The sequence below is a fragment of the Alkalihalobacillus phoenicis genome (genome assembly GCF_047302405.1).
In the GTDB taxonomy this organism is placed as follows: domain Bacteria; phylum Bacillota; class Bacilli; order Bacillales; family Bacillaceae_D; genus Alkalihalobacillus.
Genome location: NZ_CP154853.1, coordinates 1,609,511 through 1,630,005 on the forward strand (window position 1 = coordinate 1,609,511; position 20,495 = coordinate 1,630,005).

19 protein-coding genes and 1 riboswitch are annotated in these 20,495 nt (G+C 36.5%); of the genes, 13 read left to right on the forward strand and 6 right to left on the reverse strand.

Going from position 1 to position 20,495, the window contains the following annotated elements; all coding sequences use genetic code 11:
* Nucleotides 1-188: 188 nt before the first annotated feature.
* From AA0017_RS07670 to AA0017_RS07680, 3 genes are all read left to right on the forward strand, one after another.
* Nucleotides 189-1,331 (forward strand): conserved virulence factor C family protein, encoded by a 1,143-nt coding sequence (locus AA0017_RS07670; protein WP_413380617.1) that lies wholly within the window; start codon nucleotides 189-191, stop codon nucleotides 1,329-1,331.
* 16 nt (nucleotides 1,332-1,347) lie between these two features.
* Entirely contained in the window at nucleotides 1,348-1,557 is a 210-nt protein-coding gene (locus tag AA0017_RS07675) for a hypothetical protein (RefSeq protein WP_413380619.1), read from the forward strand.
* A gap of 251 nt (nucleotides 1,558-1,808) precedes the next feature.
* Entirely contained in the window at nucleotides 1,809-2,243 is a 435-nt protein-coding gene (locus AA0017_RS07680) for a GNAT family N-acetyltransferase (protein WP_413382461.1), read from the forward strand.
* Nucleotides 2,244-2,505: 262 nt separating this feature from the next.
* Here AA0017_RS07680 and AA0017_RS07685 read toward each other — a convergent pair whose 3' ends face one another.
* The 3 genes from AA0017_RS07685 to AA0017_RS07695 all read right to left on the reverse strand — a co-directional run bounded on the left by AA0017_RS07685 (nucleotide 2,506) and on the right by AA0017_RS07695 (nucleotide 5,675).
* Entirely contained in the window at nucleotides 2,506-3,477 is a 972-nt protein-coding gene (locus tag AA0017_RS07685; protein WP_413380621.1) for a DUF2777 family protein, read from the reverse strand.
* A 239-nt stretch (nucleotides 3,478-3,716) separates the two neighbouring features.
* Nucleotides 3,717-4,622 (reverse strand): hypothetical protein, encoded by a 906-nt coding sequence (locus tag AA0017_RS07690; RefSeq protein ID WP_413380623.1) that lies wholly within the window; start codon nucleotides 4,620-4,622, stop codon nucleotides 3,717-3,719.
* A gap of 33 nt (nucleotides 4,623-4,655) precedes the next feature.
* A complete protein-coding gene (locus AA0017_RS07695; RefSeq protein ID WP_413380625.1) occupies nucleotides 4,656-5,675 on the reverse strand; it encodes a toxic anion resistance protein in 1,020 nt (339 codons plus the stop codon).
* Nucleotides 5,676-6,285: 610 nt separating this feature from the next.
* Here AA0017_RS07695 and gltB point away from each other — a divergent pair.
* From gltB to kapB, 6 genes are all read left to right on the forward strand, one after another.
* On the forward strand, nucleotides 6,286-10,878 hold the full coding sequence (gene gltB / locus AA0017_RS07700; RefSeq protein WP_413382464.1) for a glutamate synthase large subunit: 4,593 nt from the start codon (nucleotides 6,286-6,288) through the stop codon (nucleotides 10,876-10,878).
* A gap of 74 nt (nucleotides 10,879-10,952) precedes the next feature.
* Complete coding sequence (locus AA0017_RS07705) at nucleotides 10,953-12,440, forward strand: glutamate synthase subunit beta (protein WP_413380627.1); 1,488 nt, start codon at nucleotides 10,953-10,955, stop codon at nucleotides 12,438-12,440.
* A gap of 116 nt (nucleotides 12,441-12,556) precedes the next feature.
* Nucleotides 12,557-13,192: a YpjP family protein gene (locus AA0017_RS07710; protein WP_413380629.1), complete on the forward strand. Its 636-nt coding sequence runs from the start codon at nucleotides 12,557-12,559 to the stop codon at nucleotides 13,190-13,192.
* Between the two features lie 201 nt (nucleotides 13,193-13,393).
* A complete protein-coding gene (locus tag AA0017_RS07715; protein ID WP_413380632.1) occupies nucleotides 13,394-13,735 on the forward strand; it encodes a hypothetical protein in 342 nt (113 codons plus the stop codon).
* 109 nt (nucleotides 13,736-13,844) lie between these two features.
* The gene (locus AA0017_RS07720; protein ID WP_413380635.1) at nucleotides 13,845-14,096 is read left to right on the forward strand and encodes a hypothetical protein; all 252 of its coding nucleotides are present in this window, start codon (nucleotides 13,845-13,847) and stop codon (nucleotides 14,094-14,096) included.
* Between the two features lie 365 nt (nucleotides 14,097-14,461).
* Complete coding sequence (gene kapB / locus AA0017_RS07725) at nucleotides 14,462-14,836, forward strand: sporulation phosphorelay system protein KapB (RefSeq protein WP_413380637.1); 375 nt, start codon at nucleotides 14,462-14,464, stop codon at nucleotides 14,834-14,836.
* A 265-nt stretch (nucleotides 14,837-15,101) separates the two neighbouring features.
* Here the strand turns inward: kapB and dapA are convergent, their stop codons facing one another.
* Together dapA and AA0017_RS07735 are read right to left on the reverse strand one after the other, a co-directional pair.
* Entirely contained in the window at nucleotides 15,102-15,989 is an 888-nt protein-coding gene (gene dapA, locus AA0017_RS07730) for a 4-hydroxy-tetrahydrodipicolinate synthase (RefSeq protein ID WP_413380639.1), read from the reverse strand.
* A gap of 133 nt (nucleotides 15,990-16,122) precedes the next feature.
* A riboswitch (Lysine riboswitch) is annotated at nucleotides 16,123-16,306 on the reverse strand.
* A gap of 106 nt (nucleotides 16,307-16,412) precedes the next feature.
* Complete coding sequence (locus AA0017_RS07735; RefSeq protein WP_413380641.1) at nucleotides 16,413-16,565, reverse strand: aspartyl-phosphate phosphatase Spo0E family protein; 153 nt, start codon at nucleotides 16,563-16,565, stop codon at nucleotides 16,413-16,415.
* Nucleotides 16,566-16,821: 256 nt separating this feature from the next.
* On the opposite strand from AA0017_RS07735, the gene AA0017_RS07740 reads away from it, so the two are divergent.
* Both AA0017_RS07740 and tnpA read left to right on the forward strand, forming a co-directional pair.
* Complete coding sequence (locus tag AA0017_RS07740; RefSeq protein WP_413380644.1) at nucleotides 16,822-17,505, forward strand: YhcN/YlaJ family sporulation lipoprotein; 684 nt, start codon at nucleotides 16,822-16,824, stop codon at nucleotides 17,503-17,505.
* A 281-nt stretch (nucleotides 17,506-17,786) separates the two neighbouring features.
* Nucleotides 17,787-18,248 (forward strand): IS200/IS605 family transposase, encoded by a 462-nt coding sequence (gene tnpA, locus AA0017_RS07745; protein ID WP_413382362.1) that lies wholly within the window; start codon nucleotides 17,787-17,789, stop codon nucleotides 18,246-18,248.
* A gap of 139 nt (nucleotides 18,249-18,387) precedes the next feature.
* Here the strand turns inward: tnpA and AA0017_RS07750 are convergent, their stop codons facing one another.
* Nucleotides 18,388-18,945, reverse strand: a complete 558-nt coding sequence (locus tag AA0017_RS07750) for a hypothetical protein (protein WP_413380647.1) — start codon at nucleotides 18,943-18,945, stop codon at nucleotides 18,388-18,390.
* A 119-nt stretch (nucleotides 18,946-19,064) separates the two neighbouring features.
* Between AA0017_RS07750 and AA0017_RS07755 the strand changes: the two genes are divergently transcribed.
* Entirely contained in the window at nucleotides 19,065-19,220 is a 156-nt protein-coding gene (locus AA0017_RS07755) for a hypothetical protein (protein ID WP_413380650.1), read from the forward strand.
* A gap of 1,037 nt (nucleotides 19,221-20,257) precedes the next feature.
* Nucleotides 20,258-20,458, forward strand: a complete 201-nt coding sequence (gene cspD / locus AA0017_RS07760) for a cold-shock protein CspD (protein ID WP_413380653.1) — start codon at nucleotides 20,258-20,260, stop codon at nucleotides 20,456-20,458.
* Nucleotides 20,459-20,495: the final 37 nt, after the last annotated feature.

Consider the following 20,495-nt stretch of genomic DNA (forward strand, 5'->3'; position numbering starts at 1 on the left):
TATAACCTCCCTTTTCTATAGTATAACAGACAAACACCCAATTTTCTGAATTAATTTTGTGAAATAATATAGAATTTAAAGGTAGTCAACTACTAAATTAAGGGAATCATTGTTACTGTTAAATTGGCAGCTTCAGGCTGAATATGGTAAGATCAATAAAGAATTCAATCAGAAGGAGGCTGGATAGATTGTATATTCAATCAATCGAACCAACACCTAGTCCAAATACAATGAAACTTACATTAAGTGAAAGTTTAGGCGGGGAGTCAGGTCATAGTTATACAGTGAAAAATAAAGATACAGCACCGAAAAATATACAAGAGTTATTTGAGGTTGAAGGGGTAAAGGCTGTCTATCATGTAGCTGACTTTATTGCCATTGATCGTCATCCAAAAGTGGATTGGAAACTTATTTTACCTAAAGTAAGAGAGGTTTTTGGCGAGAACGCTGAATCATTAAAAGCAGAGGAAGAAAAAGCGACTGAGCATTTTGGTGAAGTGACGGTTCAATTGCAAATGTTTAAAGGGATTCCAATGCAAATCAAACTAACAGATGGTGAGCAAGAAAAGCGTGAAGGTTTACCAGAACGTTTTGTTGAGGCGTTAGCTAAAGCTCAATCTGATTCTGATAATGTCGTTTTAGAGCGAAAATGGGTCGATCAAGGGGTACGATATGGTGAGTTAGATGAGATTGCAAAGGAAGTACGAGAAGAAGTCTCAGCTGCTTATTCAGAAGAACGATTAAAAGAATTAGTACAAGCTGCTAACCGTGGAGAAGGAGAGTCCGGAGCAGAGCGTGTTACGACGAATCGTTATATAAAAGTGACACTTGAGATGCTTGAGAAAGAAGACTGGCGTGAGCGTTATGAAATACTAGACCGGATGGACCCGAGTGAAGAAGATTTACTAGTTTTAGAAAAAGCACTAGATGATGAAAAAGCATCGATTCGAAGGTTGGCTACGATGTACTTAGGGATGATCGAAAAGCCGATTGTATTGCCACTTTTATATAAAGCTTTAAAAGACTCTTCTGTAACGGTTCGTCGTACTGCTGGCGACTGTTTATCCGATATAGGCGATCCTGCAGCTATGCCAGAAGTAATTGAGTCTTTAAAAGACAAAAATAAACTTGTTCGTTGGAGAGCCGCGATGTTTTTAAATGAAGTAGGTGACACATCGGCGATTGAAGCCTTAAAAGAAGCAGAAAATGATCCAGAATTTGAAGTAGCTCTTCAAGTAAAAATGGCGTTAGAAAGAATTGAAGGTGGGGAAGAAGCAAAAGGTTCCGTATGGAAACAAATGACTGATTCGCTATCATCAAAACAAAAGTAATGAGGGATAAAAACAAATGAATATAGAACAATTAAAAGCAAAGTTGTCAGCTGATAACATGGACGATTTACTAGAGCTTGTCGAAGATGCTGAAAAAGGCTATTTAGAGGAGTTAGAACTAGTCGAATCGATTGGACTTTGTTATGATCGAGAACTTAATGAACAAATCATTGAGACATTAAAAGCCTGTGGTGTCGAAATCATATATGTAGAAGATGAAGAGTAAAGAAAAAACGCTTTAAAAAAGTATTGTTGGTTGATAAAGTCTGGTTAAATGAGATTTTATCAACCATTTTTGTTGGAGAGATTCACAGGATAGGTGCTCCGACTTCGCTCCATTTTAATCGTCTGTATATTTAACGGTAATGAAACATCATATTGAGCCACACAACTTTAATTGGGTTGAGGTCTTTATATTGTTAGTTTACTGCTGATTTATTTTTTCTGAATTAATTTTCATTTAGGAGCTGTTACATGGTGATATACAAAGCTTGTCTTGAGGGTATTACTGCGGATATGTTGAAAGGTTTCTTTGTGGATTGGCCTAATCCTCCTAATGCTCAGACTCATTTAAAATTGTTACAAAATAGTAGTAAAGGGATTGTGGCAGTAGATGATAATACGAATCAAGTAGTTGGGTTTATAACAGCAATTAGTGATGGAGTACTTTCTGCCTACATTCCTTTCCTTGAAGTTTTGCCAGAGTATAAAAATAAAGGCATTGGCAACGAATTAGTAAAGCAAATGTTAAAAGAACTTGAACATATTTATATGATTGATTTATGCTGTGATGATGAATTAGTTTCTTATTACGAGAACTTTAATATGCAAAAATCAAACGGAATGATTTTAAGAAATTATAAAATGCAATCGGGAAGTTTTAATAAATTAAGAATAGACAAAAACGCGTAGATATTATCCAAGCATTTTTTATGTTTAATTCAGGTGAACCCTCTATCTTAGTGGACGAAAACATGCGGAGACTCCCGCGAGATCTAGTGGCAGGGCCGAAATCCACTAGTGAAACTAGTTAGTTCGGCACCACCCCACTGGACGCGGAGCATGGTTTTCGGGAACGATGAGAAGAACGCCTTCCACCTTCATTCCAGTACATATAACGGAAGCCGGTGACATTTTACAACGAGTGAAATGTCACCGGCTTTTGCCTCTTTTTTTAAACTGAATATTCGTTTGTATACGTGAAAATGGAACGTTTGCCATTCTCTGTCGTGAATTCAAAGCGATCGTAAATGATGTCTTCTTTTCCTTTTTTTAATTTGCGATCATAATGATGTAACACCATTGTAATCCCTTGATTATTTTTATAAGTTAAGAAGTTGGTGCCGAAAAAGTCAGATGTTTGTTCCTGACTGAGTAATTGACGTAATAATGTGTTATGGCATTCAATTAAATCATCATGTGCCAGTCCATAGCTGGCTAAGCTTTTTTCAAACGCTTCGAGTGCTTGCGGTTCAAGTTCCTGTCTTAAGATCATATAAGGATCAAATTGATCTTTGTGAATAAAAATCCAATCCCCATCGATTGGCGAATACATCTGTTTGTCATTTGATTCAAATTGACCAGCCCCGATATAATAACCGGTATAATTAGTTGAATCGATTTGCCACATTAATTCAAAAGGGCAGTCATCGAGTTCAAGAATACCACCATGCTCATCAATTAATACAAAATGATCGTTACGTTCTTCAAATGTGTATTTAATATAATTATCAAGTTCAATAGTTGGCTCAGTAGCTAAGCACTTAGTAAGGAGTTGTTGCTTTTCTGAATTAAGGAATTCTATCTCAAAAAAATCTTCATTATACGATAATTGTTTTATTCTGCTTTCGTAAGCGAGAAGTAAAGACTCGTTATAGGACAAGTCGTTTTTTATACTTGTTTTTTCTAAAGATTGACCGGAACATTCCAAACTGAACCCTTCTTTAATTAAGGGATAAAAAGTATCTTTCTGTTTGTCGACAATTAATGTCGGTAAAGATAGTAGGGCAAGGATGGTAATTTGTCCACGAAAAGGTTTTCGGGGTTCCAGAATTAAATCATCTAAACGGGCTAAATATGTACCTTTATGTTGATCGGTATATAGTACGGTAAACCCAATTAATTGTTGTGCTTCTTTACGATCCATTTAGATTTTCACTCCTTTTCTATCGGTCATTCATTTATCCATTTGTTCGTCAGTTTAACTTTTCCGCAAAAATTGTAACGGTCAATAAAAAACTAAAAAACAAATGGTCCCCTCATTTTACCATAAAATGAAACGTTTTAAAAAAATGAACGCAAACGACGTTCATTTCTTTTTATCCTGTATGTTAACAATCTATGATTATGATGAGGATTGTTGACAATAAAATGAAAACAGATCCTTTAATCTCGATTGTATCTCATTTCTTGGAGTCGGATGAGATGATTCATTTTTTCCACGCGTGCTTTTTCTAATTGATTATGATAATCAATTAAGGTGAGTTCCATTTTGGATAAGGTCACAAAAATGTTTTCCTTTTGCTCGAGTTGGTTTTTTAGTGATAACGACAAAAACGTATTTAATAATTTCGGGACATCCTCTTTAAACATCCTTCTCACAATATGTTTTTCCTCATAATCAAGTAAGTCAAAATCTGAACTTAATTTACTCGCTTGTTTGATTAAACGCTCTAAACGATTTTGAATTAATGGATTGATTGAGAATTGCTCAACCGAATCAAAAAATCGTTTGGATTCCTCCAATAACAAAGGAAGATGGTCTGTTTTGGAAGTTCCGAGCAGTTCTTTTTGTTTATCTAATAATTCAAGTGAACCTTCTGTTTGGTTTTGACCCTGAGAAAAAGCTTCATCAAGTCGGTGAATTCGAAAAAATATCCCTTGAAAGAGAGAGGACTGCTTTAAAGATCTGACATGCCATGTTCCGTCTTTCATATAGTTAATGGAAGCTTCCTTACAAATCCCTACACCGTTTTTGGCACGTACATAATGACGATAACAAATAATCGTAATACGCTTTTGAATCGGTGAGACCGAATATTTTGTATCTAGCAATTGAAGTTTAATAAATTTATGGTTGATTTTTAAACGGACGACTGATTGTTTTTGCTTGCGACGTAAACTTCTTTTTTGATTATACCCTGGTGCTTTTGAGATTAAATGATCAATTAATTTTTCGCCAGTTTTGATTAATTTAGTCGTTGCTTCATCACGAAGGAGATGTTCATCCACAGCTCTTTTGTGGGCGGGGGTAAAAAAGCGTAGCCATGGTGAATCCATTAAATCTTTCATTTTTTTCTCCTCCTTTTCTGCATCTATTTTCGTTTATTTTCCGATTAATTTCGTTTTCATCTCTTTATTAAGAGTGTCCATTTCTTCAATGAATTTTTTTCCGCTTGTGACAATTCGTTCATTTGATTGTTCAGTTAATTCAATGGCTTCAAAAACTTGATTGTAGGCTTTTCTAAAAGCTTCAATCGCAATCGCGGGCTCTTCTAATGTCTTTAAGGTTTGTTCGGTATTTTCTTTTAATAATTGAGCATTAGATAATAGCATAGATTCTGTTGCTTCATTAACATTTCGAACAGCAGAGATCACTTTTTGTTGATTATTTAAAGCTAATTGAATAGAAGCTGTCACAGTAATGATGTTCTTTGTCATTGTAATGGCATTAAAAATCGCTTCTTCAAGTTTATCATTATTATCAATAATTAAATCAACAGAAGCTAATGATTGCTGAAGAACCATAACGGCTTGAGACATATTTTTGACCCTTGTGACAATTTTCACTTGTCCCTTTTTTAATTCATTCGGGTTGTCTTTCCACTGTTCTGAATCCATTTCTTGCTCTAGCATTTCGTGCAGTTGATTGCCGTTATCAATTTGAACGTTTAAATTATGAATGCGTTGTTTAGCGACTTCCTTTAATTGCAGTAGCATAACATTGTCTTCTTGAAGTTTATCTCGCCCGCTCAATAACCCTTCGATCACTTGCTCTACCTGTGCTTCGACTGTTTGATATTTTTTTGTATAGGCCTCAATGGGGCTTCTTTTTAATAATTTATTAACCCATTTTTTTAGCTGGCCATCATTTAAATAATCAGGCTCTAATTGACTAACCATTTCTTTTAATTGGAATAATTGGTTAGGTAGTTGGTTGGATTGGTCATTCATCATTTCTTTGACCGGACGTTTTAAAGCTTCTAAAGATTCACCCGCTTGTTTTTGTTCATCTTCACCTAATGATTGTAGTTTTTCAAGAAGCTCATCAATATTTTTTTCTTGCTTTATATGTTTTTCGATTTCTTCTTTAATCAATGGGGAATTTGTCGATTGCTCTGTCATAAGAATACCTCCGATTTTTATTGTTCTTTCTTTTATTTACGTATTTATTTAGAAGAAAGTTTCATTTCCGTTTTGCGGATTAAAAACTTGTTTAAATGGTAAGATTCCTTGATTTTATTATGAATGAATTCATAGCAATTTACAATCTTCGTACCTACGCATTCAAAAAGATTACATGCCCCTTTTTTGTATCCTTAAACTATTTAAAAAGATAATTGTCGAAAAGGAATCAGACCAAAGGCTGATTTTATTACATATATAAGGAAACGCACTTTTCTAAAAGCGAATAAATATAGTGTTTTTAATGCGTTTTGTTCGTTATTGAACATCTGTACGCTGGTATTATACTTTTATAATAAAATGATTAGAAAAAAGAGTGTGTGTATTTTTATTCAATTTAAAGCTGTTAATATACATTAAATGTTCATATGAGTGATAGGGAGGGTGTGGGTGAATAACTGTTAATGCTTGGTAGAAAGCGTTTTCATGTGACGGGTTTTTAATTTTTAATTTGCCGAAATGTCAGAAAAATGATATAATCCTGTATATTAGCTCGAAATTATTTGGGGAGAGTTGATTGAATTTATTTTTTGGAGAAAGGTTGATGCCAATGCGGAACGCTGGATACCCGAAGAAACAAGGCCTGTATGACCCGCAATTTGAGCACGACAATTGCGGTATCGGTTTCTTGGCTCATATGAAAGGAAAGAAATCACATCAAGTTGTTGATGATGCACTTCATATTTTACGTAATTTGGAACACCGAGGTGGCCAGGGGGACGAAGTGAATACAGGTGATGGTGCCGGTATTCTTTTACAACTTCCACATCGTTTCTTTAAAAAGGTCTGCCAAGCAGAGGAAATGACTCTTCCGAATGAAGATGAATATGGTGTAGGGATGCTGTTTTTGCCACAAGATGCTCATGAAAGAGAACTTGCAGAAAGAAAATTAGAGACAATTATTAGAGAAGAGAATGTGGAACTACTTGGCTGGCGTACTGTGCCAACTGATGATTCAATGCTTGGAAATGCAGCAAAATCAGCGATGCCATACATTCGCCAAATTTTTATTGAAAAGCCAAAACAAATGAAACAGACAGAAGAATTTGAACGGAAATTATATGTGATTAGAAAACGTGCGGAAAATGAAACGGCTGAATTCGTTTCTGATGGGCAGTCTTTTTATTTCACTAGTTTATCTAGTCGTACCATTGTGTATAAGGGAATGCTGACAACGGAACAGGTAAATCAATTTTATTTAGATATCAATGATCCTGATTTTGAATCAGCTTTAGCGCTTGTTCATTCAAGGTTTAGTACAAATACATTCCCTAGCTGGGAGAGAGCACATCCGAATCGTTACATGATCCATAACGGTGAGATTAATACCGTTAAAGGGAATGTGAACTGGATGCATGCTCGGGAACAATTATTTGAATCTCCTTTGTTTGGCGATGATATGGATAAAATTAAACCAATCATTGATCAAAATGGTAGTGATTCATCGATGTTTGATAATGCTCTAGAATTCCTCTCATTAGCTGGACGTTCCATGCAACATACGGCGATGATGATGATTCCAGAACCTTGGCAAAATGATCAAACGATGAGTCCGGAAAAGAAAGCTTTTTACCAATTCCATAGTACGTTAATGGAGCCTTGGGATGGACCAACGGCGATTGTCTTTACAAACGGGAAACAAATTGGTGCCTGTTTGGATCGTAATGGCCTAAGACCTTCGAGATATTATGTGACAAAGGATGATTATATTTTAATGTCATCTGAAGTTGGTGTCTTAGATATAGACCCTGAAAATGTATTATATAAAGAACGTTTACACCCAGGGCATATGCTTTTAGTTGATACAGAAGAAGGTCGAATTATTCCTGATCAAGAAATTAAAGAAGAAATTGCCAAAGAGCACCCTTATCAAGAGTGGGTAGCTGAACATTTGATGCAATTAGAGGATGTATTAGAAACATCGAATGTTGAAAATACCGATTTTTCTAAATTAAAAGAGAGACAGCTTGCGTATGGTTACACGTATGAAGAACTTTCTAAAATGATTACACCAATGATTAAAGATGGTGTTGATCCGGTTGGTTCAATGGGGTATGATTCACCACTTGCGGTTTTATCGAAAAAACCACAGCTTTTATATAATTATTTCAAACAATTGTTTGCACAAGTGACAAATCCGCCAATTGATGCGATTCGTGAAGAAGTTGTGACAGCGATGGGGACAACAATTGGTGCTGAACAAAATTTATTAAACCCTTTGCCTTCAAGCTGTAGACATATTCATCTACCTTATCCAATTATTAATAACGAAGAATTAGCAAAACTTCGTCATAATAAAATGATTGGCTTTAAAGCAACGACGTTATCGATTTTGTTTAAAGTGGCGAATGAAGGAAGTCTGGAAGCTTCATTAGAACAACTATTTGAGCAAGCGGACCGTGCGATTGAAACAGGCTATTCTCTTATTATTTTAAGTGATAGAGGAATGAATCAGAATTTAGCTGCCATTCCTTCTTTGTTAGCCGTTAGTGGGTTACATCATCATTTAATTCGAAAAGGGACAAGAACAAAAGTAAGTATCCTATTAGAATCTGGAGAACCACGCGAAGTTCACCACCATGCGGTTTTATTAGGTTATGGCGCTGAAGCGATTAACCCTTACTTAGTTTTTGATTCTGTTGATGGGTTAATTCAAGACGGTCTAATTGAGGAGTATTCCTATGTCGAATCTGTTAATCGTTATGTAAAAGCGGCAACAAAAGGGATTATGAAAGTCTTATCAAAAATGGGTATTTCGACGATTCAAAGTTATCGAGGAGCCCAAATTTTTGAAGCGGTCGGTGTATCAGATGAGGTCATTAATAAATATTTCACTTGGACAACGACTAGGATTGGCGGAATTGGTCTAAAGGTTATAGAACAAGAAGTTTTAAAACGACACGCTAGGGCTTACTCGAATCAAGAAGGTGTTGATCAAACGCTTGATGCAGGTGATGATTTGCAGTGGAGACGTGATGGTGATCCGCATCAATACAATCCTCACACGATTCATATGCTTCAAAATGCCTGTCGATCAAATAACTTTAAGCTCTTTAAAAAGTATTCAACTGCCATTAATGAACAAACGAAACAGCAAACTTCTTTAAGAGGCTTATTAAAGTTCAAAGGGGGCAGATCTTCTGTTCCATTAGAAGAGGTTGAACCTGCTTCTGAAATTTTTAAACGTTTTAGAACAGGGGCAATGTCCTTTGGTTCGATTTCTCAAGAAGCTCATGAAACATTAGCGATTGCGATGAACCGAATTGGTGGGAAAAGTAATACAGGTGAAGGTGGAGAGCACCCAGAACGTTTTACTCCGGACGAAAATGGCGATTTGAGGAGAAGTTCGATTAAGCAAGTAGCATCTGGTCGTTTCGGTGTGACAAGTCATTATTTAGTCAATGCTGATGAAATCCAAATTAAAGTGGCGCAAGGGGCGAAACCTGGAGAAGGTGGACAATTACCTGGTAACAAAGTTTATCCATGGGTGGCCGAAGTTCGTGGTTCAACACCTGGGGTTGGTCTTATTTCACCACCACCCCATCATGATATCTATTCAATTGAAGATTTAGCTGAATTAATTCACGACTTAAAAAATGCAAACCCAACTGCGAAGGTTAGTGTAAAATTAGTTGCTGGTACAGGTGTAGGAACGATTGCTGCCGGTGTGGCTAAAGGTAGGGCCGATGGAATTATTATTAGTGGATATGATGGCGGAACAGGTGCAGCTGCCCGAACAAGCATTAAGCATACGGGTTTGCCTTGGGAAATTGGGCTAGCGGAAACACATCAAACACTACTATTAAATAATTTACGGAGCCGTGTCACTTTAGAAACAGATGGAAAGTTAATGACAGGAAAAGATGTTGTCACAGCTGCCTTATTAGGTGCTGAAGAATATGCCTTTTCTACCGCTCCATTAGTCGTTTTAGGTTGTATTGTGATGCGTGTCTGTCATTTAGATACGTGTCCAGTTGGAATTGCGACACAAAATCCTGAGTTAAGAAAAAAATATATGGGATCGCCTGAGCATGTTGTTAATTTTATGAGCTTTATAGCAGAAGAAATTCGTGAAATTATGGCTGTGTTAGGATTCCGTAAGTTTGATGAGATGATTGGACGTACGGACGTATTGGAAGTGAATCCAAACATTGAAAATGATAAAGCGAAAACGATTGATTTATCGAATTTGCTTTATAAACCAGAAGTAAAATCACAAGACAAAAACTATAAAACGGTTGAGCAAGATCATCAACTTGAAATTTCACTTGATCACCGCAAACTATTACCAGAAAGTAAAGCGGCCATTGAACATGGTGAAAAAGTCTTTATTGAATCAGAAGTGAAAAACGTTGACCGGGTCGTTGGAACGATTGTTGGAAGTGAAATTAGTAAACGTTATGGTTTAAAAGGATTACCAGAAGATACGATCAATATTCAATTGCACGGATCTGCCGGTCAAAGTTTGGCAGCTTTTCTACCGAAAGGAATGACCATCACGTTAGAAGGTGATGCAAACGACTATACAGGAAAAGGGCTGTCTGGCGGTAAATTAGTTATCTATCCACCTAAAAATTCTACCTTTAAAGCAGAAGAAAACATTTTGATTGGTAATACGACTTTCTACGGAGCAACTAGTGGAGAAGCGTATATTAATGGGAATGCAGGCGAACGTTTTGCAGTTAGAAATTCAGGCGCATCTGTTGTTGTTGAAGGTGTAGGGGATCATGGTCTTGAGTACATGACAGGTGGTGTCGTCGTAAACTTAGGGACAGTAGGTAAAAATTTCGCTGCTGGTATGTCAGGTGGGATTGCCTTTGTTTATAATCCAAAAGGTGATTTTGCTAATAAATGTAACAAAGAAATGGTTTTACTTGAAGAGGTCTTAACAGATATAGATTTATCGTTATTAAAATCAATGCTTGAAAAACATCAGTCATATACGAATAGTCAAGTCGCGAAAAGTATTCTTAGAAATTGGAAGAACGAAATCAAGAATTTTGTAAAAGTCATTCCAAAAGATTACAAACGAATGCTTGAAGCGATTGAGCGAGTTAAACAAGAAGGATTAGCAGACGTTGATGCGGTGATGGCTGCATTTGATGAGAATAAAAACGATAAATCTAGGGTTAGTGGAAAATAATAGAAGGGACGCGTGAGTAGCGTCCCCTCTCCATATGAATTCAGAACAATAGAATGCAGTTTGGAGTGAAATGAATGGGGAAACCAACAGGATTTTTAGAATATAAAAGAGAGAACCCAACGAAGCGGGATCCATTTGAAAGAACAAAAAATTGGCAGGAGTTTCAAATCATTATGCCTGAAGCTTCTTTAAGACAGCAAGGTTCAAGATGTATGGACTGTGGCGTACCGTTTTGTCAGACGGGGACAACAATGGCTGGCTCAGGAGAAATGGGTTGCCCTGTTTACAATCTCATTCCAGAATGGAACGATCTCGTTTATCGTGGAAAATGGCGTGAAGCACTTGACCGACTCCACAAAACAAATAACTTTCCAGAATTTACAGGAAGGGTATGTCCGGCTCCATGTGAAGGCTCCTGTACATTAGCGATTAGTGATGATGCCGTATCCATTAAAAGTATAGAGTATCACATTGTCGAAAGAGGTTTTCAGGAAGGTTGGATTACGCCCCAGCCACCTAATACAAGAACAGGGAAAAAAGTAGCTGTTGTAGGTTCAGGTCCAGCAGGATTAGCAGCGGCGGCACAATTAAATAAAGCTGGACATTTAGTTACGGTTTTTGAACGTGAGGATCGTATCGGTGGACTATTAACATATGGAATTCCAGATGTGAAACTAGCGAACCATATCGTTGAACGTCGTGTAAAACTTTTAGAGGAAGAAGGAATTCTATTTAAAGCTAATATGGAGGTTGGGAAAGATATTACAGCAGCTGAGTTAGACAAGGAATTTGATGCTGTTATATTATGTACCGGTGCTACGAAACCTCGTGATGTAGAAGTGGAAGGCCGTGAATTAAATGGTATTCACTTCGCAATGGATTTCTTAACAGCCAATACAAAAAGTTTATTAAATTCAAACTTTCAAGATCAAAACTATATCGATGCTAAAGATAAACATGTTATTGTTATCGGTGGCGGAGATACTGGAACAGACTGTATTACAACATCAGTCCGTCACGGGGCGAAGTCGATCACTCAATTTGATATTAATAAAACAAAATTAGAGGAAAGGCCAGCTAATAACCCATGGCCGATGTTCCCAATTGTTCACGCGATAGATGATGGCCATAAAGAAGCGAAGGCTGTTTATGGTGATGATCCAAGAGCCTATCAATTAATGACAACTCAATTTGTTGGTGATGAAAATGGAAATTTAAAAGAGCTTCATACCATTTCTGTTGAAACCCAAATTGATGAAAATGGACAAAAGACTCGTCATCCTATTGTAGGTTCAGAAAAAGTTTGGCCAGCTGATTTAGTATTATTAGCGGTCGGATTTACGGGCCCTGAAGAAAAGATCATTCAACAATTTAAGTTAGAAACGGATAAACGTTCTAATATTAAAGCAGAATATGGTCAATACGTAACAAGTGTTGAAGGAGTTTATGCAGCTGGAGATAACCGTCGTGGTCAAAGCTTAGTCGTATGGGCTATTCACGAAGGACGAGAAGCCGCAAGAGAATGTGACCGTTATTTAATGGGAGCTTCAAATTTACCATAAGTAATATGGGAATTTATCTTTTTTTAACGTATAATAAGTAATAAAAAGTCATAGCCTTTTCACTAATATTATGAGATGATAGAATTATCTATTAATTGGTGAGGGGGCGTTTTTTTATGTTTTCTTGGATAAAACGTGGCTTATTAGTCTCCACAGCGCTTCTGTCGATTGGTCTTGTTACGCCTGGAACCGATTATCGAGAGGTTTATGCCGAAGAGCCATTACGTTTGTCAAAATCAGTATATGAAAAAGCTAATATTTATAAAGTAGATGAAAGTGAATATGCTCTGTTCCATGCCGTTCTTCCTTCAAGTACGGATAAATACATACATCGAGATGTTTCATCTGCCGAAGTTTATACTAATTATCTTTTGCAATTTGCTTATGATATGAGCATGCTTAAATTTGGTGAAACAATATCCAAGCAAATTGAAAAACCGTTTCAAGAAGAGATTTTACCAAAACTGTCAGAAGTCGTTGTCGAGACGACTAATCAATTAACGGAAAATGAGTGGAAACAAGTAAAGTTATCATCCAAACCAACGAATGGTTCAGGTGAAAAGATTTTTCACTTATATAATGAAGAAAGTGGAGAAGATATATTACGTTTTCACGTTCGAAGAGATCAACCACCGAAAAAAGGGCATTGGTTTAATTTTCATTATCATACATTCTTAGATGGTCATGAAGGTCATCATAATTTAGGGGATGTATATTGGGGAAAAAATATGCCGCCAAAATGGATGGCTTAACTTTAAAAGGCTACAGCAATTAGGTTCATAAGACCATTGTTGTGGTTTTTTTGCTTAAATAAAGCTTTATTTTTGAATGAAACCCTTCTATTTGACTAGATAGAACCTGTTTTCAGTTAATAAGACTTACTGACTACATGGATAGTGTGTGGTAGTATAGACCTATAAGAGTGATGAGTAATAAAAAAGGAGGTTCAATCTGTGAAAAAACGTCAAATATGGTTCATCAGTGTGACTAGTTTCATTTTTATTGCGGTTTGGACTATAGCATTCATACAATTTAGCAATCATGAGCAAAAAATCTCAGCCCCAATCGATAAAGAATTAACGTTGGAAATTGCTCAATTAGATGATACAGAAGAAGAGCAGTTAGAAGTTGAAACAAATGTCGTCGATCCGTCTAAACAAGAAGAGGACAAGCAACCAGTTAGCGTATCGAGTAATGGAAAGATTGATTTAAGAATGTTTGATTTTAGTGACATATCAACTCCCGATGGTGTACCGATCGACGGGATTTTGGAAAAAATTGGATTATCCAAATAGAGGTATTTGATCGAATATTCACTTGATCTTCATTTATTTTTTCACATTATTTAGGGCTTTTTTGGTACGATAGAAACATAGTGAGTTTTGAACGTAAGGGGGAGCCTAAGTGGAATTATTAAAAAAGATAAAGGAAGTTCCTACTTGGTTAAAGTGGGTATTTCGATTAGTGATGGCTTATATCGCATTATTAGCAATCATATTAGCATCAACAATATTTGTTGTATTGGTGACTTTCACTTTTATTATTATTGATTTCTTTAGTGGTTCAGAAAGTTTAAAAGGGTATGCTGAAGAGAATTTAGTGCCTATTTCTGAATTTATGTGGAATTTATTTACACTATTAGTTCCAGGTTTATAAATAAATCGGGGCAAGCTACATACTGTTTTACTTATCCCGCAGGAGACTCTGGTGATTCCATTGGGAAGTAACTGAAAAAGGCAGGCTAGTGTAACAGAAGTATGGATGATTTCGTTTACTCCGCCAGCTGCATACCATACGCGTTCCGCGGGTGAATAGGAAGTCTCCGGGTATTCCACTGGCTCCGTTTTGGTCATTAAAAAACCAGCTGAACTATTATTGATCATTAATAAATCACCTAATTGTTAAAGTTTTTTCCGGTTAAAGGTGAAAATGAGACTTTTCAGTCACTTCGTGTGTAGTTGGTAGGGGGATACGAAATTGGCTAAATTCAGGGACTCTATACACAGAGAGGGGAGCTTATTATGGAAGCACAAATTGTGCAGGCTGTATATAAAACAGGCGTTTATATAGGCGAATGTTTACAAGTGAAAGAGGCAGAAAATAAAGCACTTGTGAAAGTGGTTGCTGTCAAAAAACATCCACAACAAGGGGATTTACATCACCCGAAGCAAACAGAAGGTGTTTTTTTTCATGAAAGAAAGGCGTTAGCTCAGTATGAGAAAGCATGGATGCCGCTTTCTTCTTTAAAAAGCTTTGATGGAGAGGTTTTAGAGTATAAAGAATCACTAAGCCTTGCATGGAATCAGTTATATGAGAAGCTTAAAAGTGAAGAGACTGATTTTAATTTAAAAAGTATGGAAAAATTAAAGGATTTAAAAAAGGAATATCACTTCTAATAAGGTTTTTTTATGAATAGGGAGTAGGGCTGTGCGATAAAGTCAATTATTGGACTTAATAAGTACAGTCCTTTTTACACATTAGGATAGATAGGCTTAATATTAAAAAAATCGGGCTTTCCTAAAAGTCATGAAAATGACCATTCAAAATAATCAAAGCCGATGGATTTTACAACGAGTAAAATCCATCGGCTTTTTCTGAGCTTTGGAACAGCCCTTTTTTGAATTTAGAGGAGTTTGGAATGCTTTTTTTGTTTCGTTTTTATTAACTAACAAAAAAGCTTAATGAAGGGCTGAGCTGAACTTTTAGTTCATTGAATTCGGTTTCTGTTAACGGCACTAGAGGCAGTCTGACAGAGCCAACTTGTACACCATTCATATTAAGTGCTGCTTTAACCGGGGTTGGGTTTGGTGCAGCAAATAGGGCTTTCATGATTGGCAACAGCTCTCTATGCTGTATCGCTGAAACTTGTACTTGTCCAGCAAAGAAATTTTGGATCATTTGTTGCATTTCATTGCCAATAATATGAGAGGAAACGGATACTACACCAGTACCACCAATGGCTAATACAGGTAAAGTTAAACTATCATCACCACTATAAAGAGCAAAGCCATCTGGTGCACTTGCAATAATCGTTGTCATTGCGTCTAAATCACCACTGGCTTCTTTCGTTGCGATGACATTAGGTAGTACTGCTAAGCGAAGTGTTGTTTCTACGCTAATATTCACACTGCTACGACCAGGAATATTATATAGCATGATTGGCAAGTTTGTTGCTTCAGCAATCGTTTTAAAATGTTGATAAAGGCCTTCTTGAGAAGGTTTATTATAATATGGAGCAACAAGCATAATCGCATCTACACCTAATTTTTCTGCTTGCAAGGTTAACTCAACAGATGCTGCGGTTGAATTAGAGCCAGTTCCGGCGATAACAGGAATGCGACCATTAACAGCTTGAACAACGGTTTCAAATAAGTGTAATTTCTCTTGGTATGTTAAGGTTGGAGATTCTCCGGTCGTTCCACCTACAACAACGGCATCTGTGCCATTACTAATTAAATGCTCAATTAAATCTTTTGTTTTATTTACATCTACTTTGTTTTCTTCGTTAAACGGGGTCACCATTGCGGTAATAACTCGTCCTAAATTCATTTTACTCACCCTCAATTCCATTATTATCAATAAAATGGGCTATATCTATTATCTCCGATTGAACACAAAAAAAACAACAATGAAGGATCCTCATTGCTGCATGGCAATACTGTGTGTACACAATCATTCCAATGCGTGAGATAGCCCTCCATATAGCCTCGTGCTATATGACAGTCCTGTATTTATTTAATACAGTCCCAGCTAAATAAAAGATGAGATTCTTATTTAGCTTCGGCAAAATCCCCTTTTAGTATGCTTCATCAAAGCTCAACCTTCTACACATACTTACTGATGGAGTTTGCTCCTCTAGCCTCACTTCAACTGATGAAGTAAAGATTATTCACTATAGTGACTCTACCTTATCAAAAGATTTTACTCATTGCAATGATTTCATTTCACTTTTATGATTCAAATCATAAAAATTTAAATTTTATTTCTAATAATTGGAATTTGGAGAGTGTTCAGTAGCTCGTCTAATTCCTGGCTACATCGTACGGTTTCATCTGAAGTGAATCCGTACTTTTCGGCTAAACGTAACATTTGATTTCGCTTTGACTCAATTTTTAACTTAATCATTCATTTCCACTCCATTTAATTTTTATGTGTAATCATTCTTTTTATAATTTTGAAAAAAATATAAATACATTTATGAATAATTAACACAAACATTATTATAAGCGATAAAAATTGAAAAGAAAGACTTTCTAAAAAAAAAGTCATTAATTGCTAAAATTAGAAGTGATTCGACAATGCCCGGTGCTTTTATAGCCTTAATTTACCTCACTGATTTATAGATAATTGGAGCAAAATAAAGGTAGAGAGGAGGGATAAATTGAGGGCAACTATCTTGATGATGTCAATATTATTACTCATTGTGCTAACAGGTTGTGTGTTGGAACAACAACGACCGCTTGGAGCTAAAAGCGACCCCGATCTTACATTTAGCGGTCTTGGCACTAATGAAATGCGAAGTCATGAAGGTCCGATTACAGATATGCTTGTTCCCGATGATACCGTCTTAGGATTAACAAAGGACAAGGTACCTTATCAAACAGGCTCATTAGGGTATAAGCGTAATATAGGAATAACTGAAAAAGGGACAAATTGGAATGGGCTAATGAATAATCGTCCAGGTCTAATTAAAAAATTGTACGCACCCGATCAAAGCTATTTATTAGAGAGAAAACCAGGCACAGGCATTCAACAAATGGGATTAGATTCAACCGAACATTTAAAATCGTCCATTTTATCGTTAGAAACAGTAGAAGATGTGCATATTATTGAAACAGCTGAGCAAATGTTAATTGGAATTGAATCAAGTGAAGCGAATAATGATAAGTTAATTCGTAGTATCCGTGAAGCAACCGAAGCGGATTCAATGGATAAGGAAGTGTTGATTACGTCAAAACGTTCGATTATTAATCGAATGGAAGCATTTGAAAATGGGGAACAAGCTGGCTGGCCATTTCGCTCTTTTAAAGGAATGGTTGCCGAAATGCAAGAGTTGTTTAGATAAATAAAAAAGGACCACCCGATGATAAGCGGTAGATTATTTGGGTTGGTTCTTTTTTAGTAGAAAGAGGGGGAAAAGCTTTTAATGGACATAAAACAACCACAATGGTCATCGTACCAAATTGTGGTTGTTTTATTTAGTGGTTTCGAAAACCCCTGGCTATGCCGGGGGTTCTAAAAAGCTTCAAGCGTGGTATTAAAAAAAAACCTCACTTCATGGTAGGATAAAGTTGGTTTCCCGACCGCTTCATCGCACCAAAGAAGGAGGTATGCCCTGTGAAGGACATGAATAGTTTAGCACACACAACATGGAATTGTAAGTATCACATCGTGTTTGCACCAAAATACAGAAGACAAATCATCTATGGAAAATACAAAAAAAGTATCGGACAGATCATAAGAGATTTATGTGAAAGAAAAGGGGTCGTGATTCATGAAGCAAATGCTTGTCCGGATCACATCCATATGTTAGTAAGTATTCCGCCGAAGTTAAGTGTGTCACAATTCATGGGGTACTTAAAAGGGAAAAGTAGTCTCATGATATTTGATCGACATGCCAATTTGAAGTATCGCTACGGGAACAGGAAGTTTTGGTGTAGAGGCTTCTATGTTGATACAGTGGGAAGAAACAAGAAGCAGATACAAGAATACATTAGGAATCAGCTAAAAGAAGACTATATGGGTGATCAGTTATCATTGTTCGAAGACTATGACCCGTTTACCGGAGAGAAAAATAAGAAGAGATAAAGAAATTCTTTAGAATTAGTGGGTGAATGTGGTGCAAAAGGGAAACCGGTTCAGTGGGCCTTTAAGGCCTAGGCCGGTAAGAAAGGCTTTCAGCCGCAGAGTAAACCACCAGTTCACACTGGTGGTTTTGATTTTTTCATTAATAAATACCATATTCTTCGGTGATAGAAAACCATTCACGTTCTAATGACTTATAGCTAATAATCGCGTTTTCGTAATGTACCCGAGCAGAATGATACTGTTTCTCATCAATAGGAGCACGCATATCCATTAAAATTCGGTCTAATACGTCTAATTCAACGAGTAGACTTAGGTGAATTTCGTGGAAACCATTAAAAGTTTTAGGGCGCTCTGTATTGATTAACTCTACGGTTTGACTTCTAATTTCTGCTAATGCTTGTTGAAACGATTGTAGAGCTTCTGTTTCATTATTAGGGTTTTCAAAAAAGAATGCATGGTTTTCAAGATAGGAAATGACATTACTTAAGTACTGTCCTGATTTGTCAGCGTAAATCATCATTTGTTCATCCGCTAACCCTTTTCGTCGGTTTTGATCCTTATCACTAGCTACACCTTGAAAACCTAATGGGCGTTCATTTTTTTGAGAATCCTCGATAATTTGTGATTCAGAATCGACTTGACAGGCAGCCAAAGGGAGCAAGAAGGCGATAAGTAGAAAAGTGAAGCTTTTTTTCAAGGTAAATCCTCCTCATAACAATAGATAAATATAGTATGAAATAAAGAAACAGAACTTATGCATCTTTCTTCTTAGCAACTCATAAATTGTTAAAAGTGATGATATAAGGAGGAAGTGCCATGATTGCTTTTTTTCTCGTTTTAATTGCTTTCTTTTTTTGTTTATTTGCCTGTTCACTGTTATGGGGGAATCGAATAATAGAAGGAATTGAAGCTCGTTCTGGAAAAGAAGCCGATGAAATGCTTAGAATAATTGAGGAGAAAATGAAGAAATAGAAAAGCTGAGGGAGGCTGGAAAAACCACTCCTCTGATATGAAAACCGGTGACATTTTACTCGTTTAAAATGTCACCGGTTTTCATTATATTTATTGGAATGGAAGTCGATGGATAGCGTTCTACTCACCGTTCCCGAAAATCATGCTCCTCGTCCTAGAGGTTACTGAAAAAGTCTACTCGTTAAAATAGGGTTTCATGAATTAGTTGTACTCCGCCAGCTCCATACCCTACGCTTTCCGCGGGTGAACCGGGAGCCTCCTCGCTCCGCTGTGTGGTCTCCCGTGTTTCACTTCTCCCGCAGGAGTCTCCGGGTATTGCGCTGGCTCCGTTTTGGGTCACCAAAACACGGTTGATGCTATGATTGACACTCTAACAAATAATCTGATTTCTTAGGGGGCTTTCTCGCCAAAGTTAAACTTGAGACTTCTTCAGCAACCTCCGCGTCCTGTGGAGTGGCGTCGAACTAGCTAGCTTAGCTAGCGGATTTTGGCTCTGCCACTACTTCCCACGGGAGTTTCCTCATGTTTTCGTCCGCTAAGATAGAGGATTTTTCTAACTCATTTAGATCGTTTTGTCCCTACCTTTTTTATTTAATTTAAAACTGTATTAAAACAGATAAAAAAATACTTCACTTTTATAATACAACTGTGTATAATGTAATTAAGTAAATAAACAGAATAAAATGAAATATAAAAAAATGGGAGGTTTTATCATGAATCATAATCAAGAAAATCCAAAAAATGAACAAAAGGAACCGACGATTTTAGAGATGATTAATGACTATTATAGTAAAAATTAATTAAATGATTGCTGGGGATAGCCTTCTCCAGCAATCATTTATGTTGGGAAAAAATTTGCATTTCATGATTGATTATGCTAATATGGCTATATTAATTAAACATTTTTTTGAATATTGTTCACATTTTATAAGGAGAAAAGAAGCGTCTTTTTTCGTTATAATATGTGAAATGCTGATTTACCCAGATTGTAAAGACGATGAACATATTAAGTAAACAAACAGAATGGAGTTTTTTACATGCAAACAGGTAAAGTAAAATGGTTTAACGCTGAAAAAGGTTTCGGTTTTATCGAAGTAGAAGGCGGAAACGATGTATTCGTACACTTTAGTGCGATTACTGGTGATGGTTTCAAATCTTTAGACGAAGGCCAAGCAGTTGAGTTCGAAATCGTTGAAGGCGATCGTGGACCACAAGCAGCTAACGTTGTTAAATTATAATTAACTTTTACACGATCTCATCCGAGGTCGTGTTTTT